Below are 14730 nucleotides of genomic sequence, written 5' to 3' on the forward strand. Positions count from 1 at the left end.
GCTTTTCCGCATCGTCTGTCTCCTCGTTTGGAGAACAGGCTAACCTCAGACTGCGGACGTTTCAGCGGAGCAGGTCAGAGGCGCCCTATCGCTTGCCGGATCTCGCAGCGAAGCTCGGCTTCTTCGAGGCCGTATTCCTCTGCCGCTTCGGCCACCGTGTGGAACGGTGCAACGGGGCAGCCGGGGCACAGCATCTGTCGAGAAAGAAAGGGCACAGCTGCAGAAGGCCAGAAGACGAACAATTTTTCCAGCGTCAGCTCCGGGTCGTCGATGTCGGGGCGTCGCATGAACGGATCTCCTTTTGCTGCAGCGACCCTGCCACCCTCTTTCCGCGTGGTCTTTGCGATTTCGCAACAAGCCCCGGCAGGGCCCCGGCTATTCGGATCGTGTTCGAAACGAAAACCGGAACGCGAAAGATGTCAGAGATCTTCACCAAGTCGCGGGCCAGGAACGTGTTCTACGGGGGATCGATCTTCTTCGTTGCCGTGTTCGTGGCCCTGACGGCGCAAAGCCACCTCCATATCACCCGAACCGCGACGGCGGGCATGCCGCTGACCGACGAGGTCCGCCTTGGCAAACATGTGTGGGAACGGAATTCCTGCATCAATTGCCACACGCTACATGGCGAAGGCGCGTATTTCGCCCCCGAGGTCGGCAATGTGATGACCCGCTGGGGCGTCATGGACGATCCCGAAGGCGCCTACGAGATGCTGGACGCCTGGATGGCCGCGCAGCCCTCGGGGATCGAGGGGCGCCGGCAGATGCCGCATTTCGAGATCACAGAGGAGGAGATGCGCGCCCTGTCCGAATTCCTCCGCTGGGCCGATCAGACCGACACCCAGAACTGGCCGCCGAACGACGCCGGCTGACCCCTTCGCAAGGAGAAAACCATGAAATACCAATCGCAACGGGTGGCCTACTGGTACTTTCTGGCCGCCATGACCCTGTTCGGCATCCAGGTGCTGGGCGGGCTGCTCGCAGGCTGGGTCTATGTCTCGCCGAACTTTCTGGCCGAGATCCTGCCTTTCAACGTCATCCGCATGATCCATACCAATTCGCTGATCGTCTGGTTGCTGCTCGGCTTCTTCGGCGCGGCCTATTACCTTGTCCCGGAAGAGGCCGAGCGCGAGGTGTTCTCGGTCAAGCTGGCCTATCTTCAGTTGATCATCCTGCTGGTGGGCACACTGGGCGCGGTGGGCAGCTATCTCGTCGGCATCCACGGCGGACGCGAGTTCCTGGAACAGCCCCTTTGGGTCAAGTTCGGCATCCTCGTCGCGGCGGTGATCTTCCTGGTGAACATCTCGCTGACGGTTCTGGCGGGCAGGAAGACGGCGATCACCAACATCCTGCTCATGGGGCTGTGGCTCTTGTGCCTGCTGTGGGTCTTTGCCTTTATCAACCCCGACAACCTGAGCCTCGACAAGATGTACTGGTGGATGGTCGTGCACCTGTGGGTCGAGGCGACCTGGGAACTGGTCATGGCCGCGATCCTCGGCTACCTGATGCTGAAGCTGACGGGCGTCGATCGCGAAGTGGTCGAGAAATGGCTCTATGTCATTGTCGCCACGGCGCTTTTCTCGGGCATTCTCGGCACCGGGCACCACTTCTACTGGATCGGCACGCCGGGTTACTGGCAGTGGATCGGGTCGATCTTCTCGACGTTCGAAGTGATCCCCTTCTTCGCCATGATGTCCTTTGCCTTCGTCATGGTCTGGAAAGGCCGCAAGAACCACCCGAACAAGGCCGCGCTTCTGTGGTCGCTGGGGGCATCGACCGTGGCGTTCTTCGGGGCGGGCGTCTGGGGCTTCCTGCACACGCTGCACGGGGTGAACTTCTATACCCACGGCACGCAGATCACCGCCGCGCACGGGCACCTGGCCTTCTACGGCGCCTATGTGGCCCTGAACCTTGCCATGTTCAGCTATGCCATGCCGGTCTTGAGGGAACGCGCGCCTTACAACCAGGTGCTGAACATGGCCTCGTTCTGGCTGATGACGGGGGGGATGGCCTTCATGACCTTCGTGCTGACCTTTGCCGGCACCATCCAGACGCACATGCAGCGGATCGTCGGCGAATACTACATGGTCGTCCAGGACCAGCTGGGCCTGTTCTACCTGATGCGCTTCGGCGCGGGGGCGGCCGTGGTGATCGGTGCGATCCTGTTCATCTACAGTCAGCTGGTGGTGCGCCGCGAGTTGGTGAAACCCGGCCCGCTGGCCGTCCCGGGAGAGTGATCCGATGAAAGATGTATTCCCCTCCGACCTGCCGTTCTACACGCCGCAAGCCGATGAGTGCGCGCTGTTCGAGACGGCTCATGCAAACGGTCTGCCCCTTCTTCTGAAGGGGCCCACCGGCTGCGGCAAGACGCGCTTTGTCGAACATATGGCGGCGCGGCTGGGACTGCCGCTGCACACCGTCGCCTGCCATGACGACCTGTCCGCAGCCGACCTGATCGGGCGCTACCTGCTGAAGGGTGGAGAGACCGTCTGGGTGGATGGCCCACTCACCCGTGCGGTGCGCGAGGGCGGCATCTGCTATCTCGACGAGGTGGTTGAGGCGCGCAAGGACGTGACGGTCGTGCTGCACCCGTTGACGGATGACCGGCGCAGGCTGGTCATCGACCGGACGGGTGAGGACTTGCAGGCTCCGCGCGGCTTCATGCTGGTGGCCAGCTACAACCCCGGCTACCAGAACATCCTGAAAAAGCTGAAACCGTCCACGCGGCAGCGGTTCCTGTCCATCGGTTTCGACTTTCCCGATGCGTCCGTCGAGACACAGGTGGTGGCCGCCGAGTCCGGCCTGGACACGACCCGCGCGGCGGCGCTGGTCCGGCTGGCGGGCCATGTCCGTCAGCTGTCCGGCATGGACCTGGAAGAGGGTGTATCGACCCGGTTGCTGATCTACGCGGCCTCCCTGATCGCAAGCGGCATGCAGGTCGACCGCGCCATCGAGGCCGCCATCGTCGAACCGCTGTCCGACGAGCCCGACGTTCAGCAGGCCCTGCGCGACCTCTCCGCCAGCGTCTACGGGTGACGTCATGATGCACCCGCTGGATTTTCTCGAACCGGAAGAGGCCGTCGGAAGCCTCTGGCACGGCTTTGCCTCGCGGCTGGGACGGGCAGAGGCGGATGCCGGCGCGGCCGTCCCGCTGGAGGTGGTGCGCGCTTCGGTGGTGGCCTTGTTCCGCGCGCTTGGCGGGCCCGCCGGGGTCGAGATCACGTCCGCTCCGGCCCGGGCGTCGGACCATCGCACCGGACGTTTGCGCCGGATCGGCACGCCGCGAGAGACCCTGCATGTGCCCGAATACGATGGCGACCGGCTGCGCTTGCCGCCCGTCATGGATGTCTTTCCCGATGCCGCGCTCAACCGCCGTGCCTATCTCTGGCTTGCGGCCCTCGCAGCGTTCATCGAGCTGCCGATCCCGCTCCCTGACCGGTTCGAGGCGGACAGGGTCGAGATTGCGGCCAACGTCGCGGCGGCGCACCGGGTGAGGGCGGCCTGCCCGGGGCTGTGCAGCGCGCATGACATGATGTCTGTCTACATTGCCAACCACCGCTGGCGCAGCGGGCTGCCTTTTTGCGAGGACTGGATCGAGCGCCTGGTGATCGACCACCTGGCAGGGCGAAACGAGGCCGGAGAATGCCCGGCCGGCGTCACTCCACGCGGCTACCGCCCCTATGCGCCCGTGCCGATCTGGCTGCGGCTATCCGCCCGCTCCACGGGCAAAGGCGCCGCCGCCGACCCGTCGGAGGCGCCACAGGCTCTGCTGGCCCTGCCGTCGCGCAAGACCGGCAAACGCGAAGACCGCGCGCAGGCCGACCGGCGCGACAGTTTCATCGTCCACCGGTTCGAGGCACTGCTGTCCTGGGCCGAGAGCCTCAACATCAACCGCATGGTCGATGACGATGACCAGGACAACGCGGCCAAGGCCGCAGACGACCACGACGAGATCGTCCTGTCAGAGAACGGCAAGCGTGCGGCGACTCGGCTGCGCCTGTCGCTGGACCTGTCACCGCAGGATGCCGACCACGAGCGGCTGGCCGGCACGCATTGTTACCCGGAATGGAACCGGCGCACCGGAGACTACATGCCGGACCATGTGCGCGTGCTGGAGGCAGAGGCGACGCCGGCCTGCGATTTCACGCCGGATGCGCGGCTGGTGTCGCGCGTGCGCAGGCAATTCGCCCCGCTTCACCCGCGCCGCGTGGTGCTGCCGCGCCAGATCGACGGCGACGACCTGGACCTGGACGCGCTTGTCGCGCGCGAAACGGATCTGCGTTCGGGGCATGATGCCTCTGACCGGGTCTGGCAGGCGTCGCGGCCGATGGCGCGGGATCTGTCCGTGGCCCTCTTGATGGATTGTTCCCGCTCGACAGAGGCCGTGGTCGGTGACCGCGCCGTGATCGAAACGGCCAAGGACGCGGTGGCGGCGTTGGCCGCAGGTATCGACACCGCGGGGGACCGGCTGGCGATCTGGGGTTTTGCCTCGCTCCGCCGCGACCGCGTCTTCCTGCACCGTTGCAAACACTTCGAGGAAAGCATGGGCGCGGATGTCACAGCGCGTATCGGCGGGCTGAGGCCCGGCCACTACACCCGTCTCGGTGCCGCGATCCGCCATGCCTCGGCGCAACTGGCCGGGGAGGGGGCGACCCGGCGTCTGCTTCTTGTGCTGACCGACGGCAAGCCCAACGACCTGGATCATTACGAAGGCCAGCACGGTATCGAAGACAGCCGCATGGCCGTCCGCGAAGCGCGCGCCCTGGGCCATGCCGTGCATGGCGTTGTCATCGACCAGGACGGACAGGATTGGTTTGCCCGGATTTTTGGCCGGGCAGGTCATACCCTTCTGCCTGATCCGGCGCGGCTGCCGCGCGCCTTGCCCGAAATCTACCAATCCCTGACGATGGAGGCGTGACATGCGCTATTTCCTGCCTTTCCTGCTGTTCCCGGTCCCGGCTTTTGCCTTTGACCGCCCGATCCCCCAACCGCAGACGGAGACCGCCGAATTCTGGTTCCTCGTCGCATCGGTCGCGCTGATCGCGGCGCTGGCGGCGGTTCACTGGTTGGTTGCGCGGCGATGAAACCGGGTTGCATGCTGGTCGCCGCGCTTTATCCCTTTGGCATGGGCGCGGTTGCGGTGAACCTGTTCTTTGCCTCGCTGATCGGGTCCTGGGTCGGCCTTCCGGTCCTGACACCTTGGCAGGCGGTCTTTTGGGGTGTGCCTCTGGGGCTGCCCGTGGCATGGGCCTTTGCCGCGCATATCGAGCGATTGAAAGCGGAGGCGGATGGATGAGCGGCTGGACGGAGTTCGCTCTGGCAATGACGGCCTTCGTCGGCAGCCATTTCCTGCCCCGCCTATGGGGCTTGCGCGAAAAGCTGATCGGCAGTTTGGGTCGGCGCATCTACTTCAGCCTCTACGGCCTGCTGTCTCTTGCCATCCTTGCATGGGTCATCGGGGCAGCAGGGCGCGCGCCCTATGTCGAACTCTGGCCGCAGACGGGGTGGGGCCGTTGGGTGCCGAATATCGCGATGCCCGTGGCTCTGGTCCTGACCGCACTGGGCGTCGGTATCCGGCAGCCGCATACGCTCGGGGCCAGGCGCGGCGCGGATTTCAATGCAGAGGCACCCGGCCTTGCAGCCGTCACGCGCCACCCGTTGCTGTTGGCGCTGGCGCTTTGGTCGCTGGCGCATCTCTTTCCGAACGGCGATCTGGCGCATGTCGTGCTGTTCGGTGGCTTTGCCGCGCTGTCCCTGGCGGCGATCCCCTTGTTCGATGCGCGGGCGCGCAGGGATGAGGGCAAGGAGTTCTTCGACGTTACGGCCATCCTGTCGCTGCGACCGCTGTTGCGGGCCGATTGGTGGCGGTCTGCGGGGAAAGGGGCTTTTGTCCGGGTGGCAGGCGCGCTTGTGCTATGGATCGCCTTGCTGCACACGCATGCGACGTTGTTCGGGGCCACGCCGTTTCCGGGTTGAACCTTTCGACAGATCCCAGCGTGGTTTGACGATTGCCCTGCGGCTATGACCGGAGCGCCGATCCACCGGTGCCGCTGAGCATGACCAACCGGTGTGGATCGGTCACGACGACATGCTTGCGTGTGGATTTGACAATGCCGTCCTTCTGCCATCCCGACAGCAGCCGGCTGACCGTGTGCAGTGTCGTGCCCGTCATGTCGGAGATGTTCTGGCGCGTCACCGGAAAGGCGATCTCGATGCCCTCTTCGGTCTTGCGCCCGCTCTGGTTCAACATGCGCAACAGCGCAGCCGCGACCCGCTGCTCGACGGCCTTTGTGGCCATCTCGGTCAGGGTTTCCTGGATTTCGCCAAGGCGACGGCCCAGCGTCTTGTAGCTTTCCGAGGCAAAGCCCGGGTAGGTCTCGGTGAAACCGTCCCATAGCCGCGTCGGCCAGCGCAGCGCGATGCATTCCGCCGCCGCGACGGCGGTTGCCGGATAGGTCTCGCGCTGCAGCGCCTTCGCGATCCCGAACAACTGGCCTGGGGCGACGTGCAGCACGATGATCTGCTCGCCCCCTTCGGTCGACCGGACCACGCGGATATGCCCGTCCAGCAGCAGGTAGAAATGGTCCGCATCGAAGCCTTCACGGAAGATCGCCGCGCCCTCGTCAAAGCGCAGGGACGTGGCATGATCGAGGATCCGCCGGACCTGCGGGCGGTCAAGCTGGCTGAACGGGGGCAGGCCGGTCAGCAGGCTTTCGTCGAGCTTGGGCAAGAAAGCACCGGGAGTTTGTGAAAGGGCAACGTTCGAGAGGTCGCGGTATCGCATATCGGGGGCAACCGACACAACCGGATAGACAGAAAGGACGATCCGATGCTGAAAACCCTGACCCTCGCCGCAAGCCTGGCCCTGACCGCGGGCCTCGCCCATGCCTCTGACGGCGCGGTGCACGAGATCCAGATGCTCAACAAGGGCGCTGACGGCGCGATGGTGTTCGAACCTGCCTTCGTCCAGGCGGATCCGGGCGATGTCATTCGATTTGTGCCCACCGACAAGGGGCACAATGTCGAGGCCATCGACGGCATGCTGCCAGAGGGCGTGAAGGGCTTCAAATCGAAGTTCAACAAGCCTTTCGACCTGAGTGTCGAGGCCGACGGCGTCTACGGAGTCAAGTGCACGCCGCACTACGCGATGGGGATGGTTGCGCTGATCCAGGTCGGCGACGCCGTCAATCTCGACGCGGCGCAGGCGGTCAAGCAGCGCGGCCAGGCCGCCAAGCGCTTTGGCCCGCTGTTCGAGCAGGTGCAGTAAGTCCCTTCGACTGAACCTGCCAAGGCGGGGCGGCGCCATGCCTGGCGCCGCCCCTTCGTCATCCCCAGGAGGCTCAACAATGCCCAGGCAATCCGACTACGCGGGTCCCGCGCTCTTTTCCTACGGGTTTCGCCCCTTCTTTCTTGCCGCGACCCTGTTCGGCCTTGGTGTCGTCCCGATCTGGCTGTTGGTCTGGCGTGGCGTTCTGATGCCGTCGGGGCCGTTCGCGCCGGTGGACTGGCATGTGCACGAGATGATCTTTGGCTATGGCGCGGCAGTCGTGGCGGGGTTTTTGTTCACCGCCGTGCCGAACTGGACCGGGCGCATGCCAACACGCGGTTGGCCGTTGATGGCCCTCCTGGCCGTCTGGGTGGCGGGTCGGCTGGCCATGACCGGGTTGGGCGGGCTGGGGCCGGTTGCGGTCATGGGGATCGACATCGTGTTCCTTCTGGCAGTTGCCGCGATGATCGCGCGCGAGATCGTGGCGGGAAAGAACTGGCGCAATCTCAAGGTGCTGGTGCCGGTTTCGATGCTTGCGGTCGCGAACGCGAGCTTTCACCTGGAGGCCATGACGCAAGGCAGCGCACCCACGTCGCAGCGTTTCGGCATCGCCGTTCTGGTCTTTCTGATCATGCTGATCGGCGGCCGCATCGTGCCCAGCTTTACCCGCAACTGGCTGGCGCAGAGCGGTTCGACCAGCCGCCCGGTGCCGTTCGGGCGCTTTGACATGCTGACGCTTGCCGTATCCGTTCCGGCGCTGGGGCTGTGGGTGACCGCGCCCTTGACCGCGCCGGCCGGCGTGGCCTTGGCGGTTTGCGCCGCGCTGCACCTGGTTCGGATGCTGCGCTGGGTGGGCATGCTGACGCTTGGGTCGCCGTTGTTGACGATGTTGCACGCAGCCTATGCCTTTGTCCCGCTGGGGCTGTTCGGCGCGGCGCTTGCGGCCTTTGGCATGGCTGGCCCCGCTGCGGGCGCGCATCTGCTGGGTATCGGGGCCGTCGGGGGCATGACCCTTGCGGTCATGATGCGCGCCACGATGGGCCATACCGGGCGCGACCTGGTCTCGGGGAGGGCGCTCAACCTCGGGTTCCTTGCCATCACCGGGGCCGCCCTGGTGCGCGTCGCGGGCGTGTCCGAGGTTGTTCCCGGGCTGGATGGTATCCATTTGTCCGCCACGCTGTGGACGTTTGGGTTCCTGCTGATCGTTCGCCGGCTGCTGCCCTGGCTGGTGGGGCCGCGTGTCGCGACACGCAAACCGTCGACCGTGCAGCGACGTGCATGAGGGCCCGAATTTTTCTCTTACGCTCAGAAGGTTGCGAAACCGCAACGTTTGTCTCGGACCGTCGGCATACTCTTGGACCAGACAGCATCGTCTACACGAAAGGAGAGAAAGATGCTTACCCGAAGAGCCACCCTGCTGGGCCTGTCCGGAGCTGCGGCGACCCCGTTCCTCGCGAAGACGGCAGATGCCAGGCAGGCGCTCACCCCCGCCGCGGCGAAGACGGACCTGTCGCGCCTGACGCGGATCAAGCGCGACCTCGTCGCGCCCCCCTTCGTTCACGAACACGAACAGGTCGCACCCGGCGCACCGCGGATCGTCGAATTCACCATGACGATCGAGGAAAAGGAAATGCAGGTCGACAGCGGGGCCTGGGTGCAGGCCATGACGTTCAACGGCTCCATGCCGGGACCGCTGATGGTGGTGCATGAAGGCGACTATGTCGAGCTGACGCTCATCAACCCCGGCACCAACATGATGCCGCACAACATCGACTTTCACTCGTCCACCGGTGCGTTGGGCGGCGGTGCGCTGACCCATGTGGCACCGGGCGAGATGACCGTTCTGCGGTGGAAGGCGACGCGCCCGGGGACCTTTGTTTACCACTGCGCGCCCGGTGGCCCCATGATCCCCTGGCATGTCGTCTCCGGCATGAACGGCGCCATCATGGTCCTGCCGCGCAACGGGCTCACCGATCACAACGGCGACCCCGTGCGATACGACCGCGTCTACTATATCGGTGAGCAGGATCTCTATATCCCGAAGGACGCGGACGGCAATTACAAGCGCTTCTCCGATCTGGCCGAAAGCTATCCCGAGAGCGAGGCGGTGATGAATGGCCTGATCCCGACCCATGTCGTGTTCAACGGCAGGGTGGGGGCGCTGACCGGCGACAACGCGATGACCGCGAACGTCGGTGAAAAGGTGTTGTTCGTCCACAGCCAGGCCAACCGGGACTCGCGCCCGCACCTGATTGGCGGGCATGGCGACCTTGTCTGGGAAGAGGGCAAGTTCAACAACGCCCCGCTGCGCGACCTGGAAACATGGTTCATTCGCGGCGGCTCTGCCGCGGCGGCGCTCTACGGGTTCCTTCAGCCCGGCGTCTACGCCTATGTGAACCACAACCTGATCGAGGCGGTGAACCTTGGCGCCACCGCCCATGTGAAGGTCGAGGGCGCATGGGACAACGACCTGATGGAGCAGGTCGTGGCCCCGACCGCCATCGTCACCTGAAGGCATAACCGCGCGGAACACCGGGATGGCCACCGCCGTGGCCGTCCCTTTCACGACGTGAGGACTGGCAGATGAAAGGCGTTCTTCTTGTGTCCGCTTTGGCGGCTTTCGGTGTTCTTGGTGTCACGCTTACCCCGATCCCGCCGCAATTGCCCGGCCCGGAAACCGTCCGGGTGCCGACCGGCGAGATCGACTACCGCCCCGAAGGCAGCTTTCAGAACGCCGGGACAGCAAAGACGCCCGCTGTCCAAAGGATCACCGTGCCTGCCTTCGACATCATGCAGCGGCAGGTGTCGCGCGGCGACTATTCCGAATGTGTTGCAGACGGTGCCTGCAAGGAAACGCCACGGGGTGGTGCGGGCAACGCTCCGCAGACACATCTCAACTGGTATGACGCGCAGGCCTATGCCGCATGGCTGTCGATCCGCACGGGAGAGCGCTGGCGGCTTCCGACCGATCTTGAATGGCAGCGCGCCGCCGCCGAGGGGTTTGGCGAAGCATTGGCCCGCAGTGACGGGCGCGACCCAGGGCAACGCATGCTGCAAAGCTACGAGGCGGGGGTGTCTTTGCGCGGACGTGCCCAACTCTCCGGCCGGGACGTTTCGGAAACCAACAGCCTTGGACTCTCCGGTATCTCCGACCTTGTCTGGGAGTGGACGGACGGATGCATGCAATACGGGACACTGGATGGGAAGGGCCGGGTGATAACAGCCGCGCCTTACTGCGCCGCCCGCATCGTCGGGGGACAGCACCGCGCAGTTGTGATCGACTTCATCCGCGATGCCAGCGTCGGAGGGGGCGCAGCCGGGCTGCCGCCGGATTTCCTGGGGGTGCGTTTGGTTCGGGACGGTGCGGGGCAGGGCGCCCCCTAGTCCAGGTCTCCGATCCGGGTCGGGGCGGCAACCGCACGTGGCAAACCCTGCCGGTCAATGCGCAACAGCGCGCCCCGCCAGAGGGTTTCTGCCTCGATCCCATCGTAGATTTACTGACAGGCCGTTTCCGCCTAGTGGCTGGGATCGTCGATGAGCGGTGTCGGCTTGGCCAGGCGGCGCAGATCCGTGTCGTCCGCGATCCCGACGCTCTGTCCGTTGATGACAACGCCGTACTCCTTCAGCGCCTTGATCGCCCGGCTGAGGTTTTCCGGGGTCATCCCGAGGAAGGAGGCAAGGCGCCGTTTCTCGATCGGCAGATCGAACAGCGTCGGGTCTTTCGACGTTTCGGCGCAGCGTATCAGGTAGTTGGCCAGCCGTTCCAAGGACGTCCGCAGCTTGAGGTTCTTGGAGTGCTTGACCACGTGTCGGTAACACTGCGCAAGTTCCGTCACGACGGCGCGGGCGAATTCCTGATCCTGGTCGAATACCGCGCGCACGTCGGACGAGGGCAACAGAACGATGCGCGATTTCTCCAGCGTGCGCGCGGACATCAGGTAGGGGGCATCCTTGATGGTCGCGGCAAGGATGAAGGTCGAGACCGGCCGGACCGTCGCCATCGTCGTTTCGCGCGTGCTCCATCCGGCGAACAGCTCGACCGAGCCTTCGATCACCACGTGCAGAAAGTCGCTGGGTTCGCCCTCGCTGATCAGTTCGATGGCCGGGGGGAAATTCTGCACGTAGGCCCCGCGCATGAGCGTTTCGAAATGCGCGTCCTCCATGTCCGAAAACAGGTCGAGCTTGCGCAGTTCCGACGATTCGTTCTGGCTGGTTCTGAGTGGCATGTGTCCTCGGCGTGTCTGGCTTCGACCATCTCACTTGATAATTGTCAAATCAAGGCTTGATCCATTTCGACGATCGGCTTGATTGACCAAAAGAGCCGACTTGCGCGATGTTAGCGGCCAACTTGTTTTGCCCTCGCTACACCCGAAGCTTGACATGGATCAACCATGAGGTGCGACGAGGCATGGTCAACCACTCCCTGACACGTGGCCGGAACGGCGGCCCGCGTAGCCGGAGGGACAGATGGAAATACAGAACAAGGCCACGTCGTTGTGGCGAAACTTCTTCAACGTGAAGATGGTTCAGATGCGGACGTTCCACATGACGTGGTTCGCCTTTTTCTCGTGCTTTTTCGCATGGTTCGGCATCGCGCCCCTGATGACGGTCGTGCGCGACGAACTGCAGTTGACCAAGGATCAGATCGGCTGGGCGATCATCGGGTCGGTATCGATCACGATTTTCGCGCGCCTCTTCATCGGCTGGCTGTGCGACCGCATCGGGCCGCGCAAGGCCTATACCTGGCTGCTGATCCTCGGCGCCTTCCCGGTGATGGGCATCGGCCTGTCGTGGAACTTCGAGTCCTTTCTGCTGTTCCGGGTGCTGATCGGCGGTATCGGCGCGGCTTTCGTCATCACGCAGTACCACACCACGGTCATGTTCGCGCCCAACGTGGTGGGGCAGGCGAATGCGACCTCGGCCGGGTGGGGCAACCTCGGTGGCGGCGTCACGCAATTCGTCATGCCGCTGCTTTTCTCGGTCTTTGTCGTGGGCTTCGGCTTTTCCGAGGCGGTGGGCTGGCGCCTGGCAATGGTCGTGGTCGGCACGATCATCCTGCTGATCGGCATTGCCTACTATTTCCTGACCCAGGATGCCCCCGACGGGAACTTCGACGAGTTGCGCGCCGCCGGCAAGATGCAGCAGAAAAAGGAAGTCACCGGAAACTTTAAAAGGGCCCTGCGTGACCCCCGCGTCTGGATCCTGTTCGTGATCTACGGCTGCTGCTTTGGCATCGAACTGACGGTCAACAACGTCGCGGCGCTGTACTTTTTCGACTACTTCGACCTCAGCTTGGTGGCGGCCGGTTTCGTGGCGGCATCCTTTGGCCTGATGAACCTCTTTGCCCGCACGCTGGGCGGCATCTTCGGTGACAACTTCGGCGCCCTCTGGGGCCTGCGGGGCCGCAGCGTCTGGCTGTTCATCTGCCTGTTGTTCGAAGGCATTGCGCTGATGATCTTCAGCCAGATGCATGTGCTTTTCCTGGCGCTGCCCTCGCTGATCGTCTTCTCGCTGTTCACGCAGATGGCCGAAGGCGCGACCTATTCCGTGGTGCCCTTCGTCAACAAGAAGGCGCTGGGCGCGGTGGCCGGTGTGGTCGGCGCGGGCGGCAATGCCGGGGCGGTTCTGGCCGGGTTCCTGTTCAAGAACATGATCGACTGGTCCGAAGCCTTCCTGATCCTCGGCATCGTGGTCAGCTGCGCCTCGTTCCTTGCCTTCTTCGTGCGGTTCTCCGCCGAACAGGAAACAGAGCAACGTGCCGCCTTTGCCGCCGCCAACATCGACACGCTGCGCAAGAAGGCCATCGAGGCGAACAAAGCGCTCGAAGAAGGCATCAAGGCCCTGGGCGGCAAGCCGGGCGCGACGCCCGCCGAATAACTCCTGAACCCTGGCGGGTCGCAATGGCGTGGCCCGCCCCCACCGGGGGACCCCTGAAACGGGCGCGTGGCGCGACCCGACCGGCCCCCCGCACCTTCATGACCCCATTCCGGCTGCAACGCGGCAGCCGACATTGCCAAGGAAGGACACTGAAATGGCTATCACCGAGGCCTCAAGCGCCAACAGCGGGCACACGCTCGAAGATTGGCGCCCCGAAGACCCGCAGTTCTGGGCAAGCCAGGGCCGGGCCATCGCCACCCGCAACCTCTGGATCTCGATCCCCAACCTGTTGCTGGCCTTTTCGGTCTGGATGGTCTGGTCGGTCGTCGTGGCCAAGCTGCCCGCCATCGGCTTTGCCTATTCCACCGACCAGCTGTTCTGGCTGGCGGCGCTGCCGGGACTGTCTGGCGCGACGCTGCGGATTTTCTACAGCTTCATGATCCCGATCTTCGGCGGGCGCCTCTGGACGACGCTTTCCACCGCTTCGCTGCTGTTGCCGGCGCTTGGCATCGGTTTCGCCGTGCAGAACCCCGACACCTCCTATGTCTGGTTCCTGGTCCTGGCGCTGATGTGCGGTTTCGGCGGCGGCAACTTTGCCTCGTCGATGGCCAACATCGCCTATTTCTACCCGAAAAAGACCAAGGGCAACGCGCTGGCGCTGAACGCCGGGCTGGGCAATGCCGGTGTGTCGGTCATGCAGTTCGTCGTGCCGATGGTCATCACCGCTGGCGTCTTCGGCGCGATCGGCGGTGAGCCGCAGCAACTGTCCGACGGCGGTCAGCTGTTCCTGCAGAACGCCGGTTTCGTCTGGGTGCCCTTCATCGCGCTGTCGGCTCTGGCGGCATGGTTCGGGATGAACGACATCGCGTCGGCCCGCGCTTCGTTCAAAGAGCAGTCGGTCATCTTCACCCGCCGCCACAACTGGATCATGTGCGTGCTCTACACTGGCACCTTCGGCAGCTTCATCGGCTATGCCGCCGGTTTCCCTTTGCTGATGAAGACGCAGTTTCCGGATGTGAATGTGCTGTCCTATGCCTTCCTCGGGCCGCTTGTCGGCGCGTTGAGCCGCGCAGCCACGGGCTGGATTTCCGACAAGTTCGGCGGCGGGCGCGTAACCTTCTGGACCTTCGTCGGCATGATCGTCGCGGTCTGGGGCGTGTTGCAGTTCCTGCCCTCTGAGGCCAACGCGGCGGGCAATTTCTGGGGCTTCTTCGCCTGCTTCATGGCGCTGTTCTTCCTGACCGGCGTGGGCAATGCCTCGACCTTCCAGATGATCCCGTCGATCATGCGCCAGGAAGTGCCGCGCCTGAATCCGCAGCTGGACGACGCCGCGAAGCTGAAACAGTCGGAGCTGGAAAGCTCGGCCATCATCGCCTTCACCTCGGCGATCGCGGCTTACGGCGCCTTCTTCATCCCCAAGTTCTACGGCACCTCGATCAGCCTGACCGGGGCCCCGAACGGCGCGCTCTGGGGGTTCATGGCCTTCTACGCGGTCTGCGTCGTCGTCACCTGGGCCTTCTACAGCCGCAAGAACGCGCCCGTTTCCTGCTGATCCCCTGACACCTCTGGCGGCGGCCCGCCGTGGCCGC

At 64.4% G+C, this 14730-nt stretch carries 16 protein-coding genes; 13 read left to right on the forward strand and 3 right to left on the reverse strand.

What is annotated here, in order from left to right:
* Nucleotides 1-74: 74 nt before the first annotated feature.
* The gene (locus tag PVW46_RS25190) at nucleotides 75-287 is read right to left on the reverse strand and encodes a hypothetical protein (RefSeq protein WP_069208449.1); all 213 of its coding nucleotides are present in this window, start codon (nucleotides 285-287) and stop codon (nucleotides 75-77) included.
* A gap of 129 nt (nucleotides 288-416) precedes the next feature.
* Between PVW46_RS25190 and PVW46_RS25195 the strand changes: the two genes are divergently transcribed.
* Genes PVW46_RS25195 through PVW46_RS25225 form a run of 7 tightly spaced genes read left to right on the forward strand, consistent with a single transcriptional unit; the run spans nucleotide 417 to nucleotide 5973 of the window.
* Nucleotides 417-869: a c-type cytochrome gene (locus PVW46_RS25195; protein ID WP_043145525.1), complete on the forward strand. Its 453-nt coding sequence runs from the start codon at nucleotides 417-419 to the stop codon at nucleotides 867-869.
* A 21-nt stretch (nucleotides 870-890) separates the two neighbouring features.
* On the forward strand, nucleotides 891-2234 hold the full coding sequence (locus tag PVW46_RS25200) for a cbb3-type cytochrome c oxidase subunit I (RefSeq protein ID WP_043145524.1): 1344 nt from the start codon (nucleotides 891-893) through the stop codon (nucleotides 2232-2234).
* Between the two features lie 4 nt (nucleotides 2235-2238).
* Nucleotides 2239-3033, forward strand: coding sequence for a CbbQ/NirQ/NorQ/GpvN family protein (locus PVW46_RS25205; protein ID WP_069208448.1), 795 nt, complete (start codon nucleotides 2239-2241; stop codon nucleotides 3031-3033).
* Nucleotides 3034-3037: 4 nt separating this feature from the next.
* Nucleotides 3038-4915, forward strand: a complete 1878-nt coding sequence (locus tag PVW46_RS25210) for a nitric oxide reductase activation protein NorD (RefSeq protein ID WP_069208447.1) — start codon at nucleotides 3038-3040, stop codon at nucleotides 4913-4915.
* Nucleotide 4916: 1 nt separating this feature from the next.
* A complete protein-coding gene (locus tag PVW46_RS25215) occupies nucleotides 4917-5081 on the forward strand; it encodes a hypothetical protein (RefSeq protein ID WP_162846287.1) in 165 nt (54 codons plus the stop codon).
* A complete protein-coding gene (locus tag PVW46_RS25220; protein WP_043145520.1) occupies nucleotides 5078-5293 on the forward strand; it encodes a hypothetical protein in 216 nt (71 codons plus the stop codon). Before PVW46_RS25215 ends, PVW46_RS25220 begins: the two co-directional genes overlap by 4 nt.
* Nucleotides 5290-5973, forward strand: a complete 684-nt coding sequence (locus PVW46_RS25225) for an NnrU family protein (RefSeq protein ID WP_069208446.1) — start codon at nucleotides 5290-5292, stop codon at nucleotides 5971-5973. Before PVW46_RS25220 ends, PVW46_RS25225 begins: the two co-directional genes overlap by 4 nt.
* Nucleotides 5974-6016: 43 nt before the next feature.
* Here the strand turns inward: PVW46_RS25225 and PVW46_RS25230 are convergent, their stop codons facing one another.
* Nucleotides 6017-6727, reverse strand: coding sequence for a Crp/Fnr family transcriptional regulator (locus tag PVW46_RS25230; protein ID WP_069208484.1), 711 nt, complete (start codon nucleotides 6725-6727; stop codon nucleotides 6017-6019).
* Nucleotides 6728-6826: 99 nt separating this feature from the next.
* Here PVW46_RS25230 and PVW46_RS25235 point away from each other — a divergent pair, with 99 nt between their 5' ends.
* The 4 genes from PVW46_RS25235 to PVW46_RS25250 all read left to right on the forward strand — a co-directional run bounded on the left by PVW46_RS25235 (nucleotide 6827) and on the right by PVW46_RS25250 (nucleotide 10648).
* On the forward strand, nucleotides 6827-7264 hold the full coding sequence (locus PVW46_RS25235; protein WP_069208445.1) for a pseudoazurin: 438 nt from the start codon (nucleotides 6827-6829) through the stop codon (nucleotides 7262-7264).
* Between the two features lie 79 nt (nucleotides 7265-7343).
* Nucleotides 7344-8546: an NnrS family protein gene (locus PVW46_RS25240; RefSeq protein WP_069208444.1), complete on the forward strand. Its 1203-nt coding sequence runs from the start codon at nucleotides 7344-7346 to the stop codon at nucleotides 8544-8546.
* A 111-nt stretch (nucleotides 8547-8657) separates the two neighbouring features.
* On the forward strand, nucleotides 8658-9776 hold the full coding sequence (gene nirK / locus PVW46_RS25245; protein ID WP_043145511.1) for a copper-containing nitrite reductase: 1119 nt from the start codon (nucleotides 8658-8660) through the stop codon (nucleotides 9774-9776).
* A gap of 71 nt (nucleotides 9777-9847) precedes the next feature.
* Complete coding sequence (locus tag PVW46_RS25250; protein ID WP_069208443.1) at nucleotides 9848-10648, forward strand: SUMF1/EgtB/PvdO family nonheme iron enzyme; 801 nt, start codon at nucleotides 9848-9850, stop codon at nucleotides 10646-10648.
* 131 nt (nucleotides 10649-10779) lie between these two features.
* Here PVW46_RS25250 and PVW46_RS25255 read toward each other — a convergent pair whose 3' ends face one another.
* Entirely contained in the window at nucleotides 10780-11490 is a 711-nt protein-coding gene (locus tag PVW46_RS25255) for a helix-turn-helix domain-containing protein (protein ID WP_043145507.1), read from the reverse strand.
* A 241-nt stretch (nucleotides 11491-11731) separates the two neighbouring features.
* On the opposite strand from PVW46_RS25255, the gene PVW46_RS25260 reads away from it, so the two are divergent.
* Entirely contained in the window at nucleotides 11732-13141 is a 1410-nt protein-coding gene (locus tag PVW46_RS25260) for an MFS transporter (RefSeq protein ID WP_069208442.1), read from the forward strand.
* A 154-nt stretch (nucleotides 13142-13295) separates the two neighbouring features.
* Nucleotides 13296-14693 (forward strand): NarK family nitrate/nitrite MFS transporter, encoded by a 1398-nt coding sequence (locus PVW46_RS25265; RefSeq protein ID WP_069208441.1) that lies wholly within the window; start codon nucleotides 13296-13298, stop codon nucleotides 14691-14693.
* Nucleotides 14694-14730: the final 37 nt, after the last annotated feature.

The sequence above is a fragment of the Mameliella sp. AT18 genome (assembly GCF_028807275.1).
GTDB classification, from domain to species: domain Bacteria; phylum Pseudomonadota; class Alphaproteobacteria; order Rhodobacterales; family Rhodobacteraceae; genus Antarctobacter; species Antarctobacter albus.

Excerpts from the sequence above, each read along its gene's own strand:
- PVW46_RS25255 (WP_043145507.1), bottom strand. The coding sequence starts at position 11,490 with ATGCCACTCAGAACCAGCCAGAACGAATCGTCGGAACTGCGCAAGCTC.
- PVW46_RS25215 (WP_162846287.1), top strand. The coding sequence starts at position 4,917 with ATGCGCTATTTCCTGCCTTTCCTGCTGTTCCCGGTCCCGGCTTTTGCC.
- PVW46_RS25250 (WP_069208443.1), top strand. The coding sequence starts at position 9,848 with ATGAAAGGCGTTCTTCTTGTGTCCGCTTTGGCGGCTTTCGGTGTTCTT.
- PVW46_RS25260 (WP_069208442.1), top strand. The coding sequence starts at position 11,732 with ATGGAAATACAGAACAAGGCCACGTCGTTGTGGCGAAACTTCTTCAAC.
- PVW46_RS25200 (WP_043145524.1), top strand. The coding sequence starts at position 891 with ATGAAATACCAATCGCAACGGGTGGCCTACTGGTACTTTCTGGCCGCC.
- PVW46_RS25235 (WP_069208445.1), top strand. The coding sequence starts at position 6,827 with ATGCTGAAAACCCTGACCCTCGCCGCAAGCCTGGCCCTGACCGCGGGC.
- PVW46_RS25205 (WP_069208448.1), top strand. The coding sequence starts at position 2,239 with ATGAAAGATGTATTCCCCTCCGACCTGCCGTTCTACACGCCGCAAGCC.
- PVW46_RS25265 (WP_069208441.1), top strand. The coding sequence starts at position 13,296 with ATGGCTATCACCGAGGCCTCAAGCGCCAACAGCGGGCACACGCTCGAA.
- PVW46_RS25225 (WP_069208446.1), top strand. The coding sequence starts at position 5,290 with ATGAGCGGCTGGACGGAGTTCGCTCTGGCAATGACGGCCTTCGTCGGC.
- PVW46_RS25220 (WP_043145520.1), top strand. The coding sequence starts at position 5,078 with ATGAAACCGGGTTGCATGCTGGTCGCCGCGCTTTATCCCTTTGGCATG.
- PVW46_RS25210 (WP_069208447.1), top strand. The coding sequence starts at position 3,038 with ATGATGCACCCGCTGGATTTTCTCGAACCGGAAGAGGCCGTCGGAAGC.
- nirK (WP_043145511.1), top strand. The coding sequence starts at position 8,658 with ATGCTTACCCGAAGAGCCACCCTGCTGGGCCTGTCCGGAGCTGCGGCG.
- PVW46_RS25190 (WP_069208449.1), bottom strand. The coding sequence starts at position 287 with ATGCGACGCCCCGACATCGACGACCCGGAGCTGACGCTGGAAAAATTG.
- PVW46_RS25240 (WP_069208444.1), top strand. The coding sequence starts at position 7,344 with ATGCCCAGGCAATCCGACTACGCGGGTCCCGCGCTCTTTTCCTACGGG.
- PVW46_RS25195 (WP_043145525.1), top strand. The coding sequence starts at position 417 with ATGTCAGAGATCTTCACCAAGTCGCGGGCCAGGAACGTGTTCTACGGG.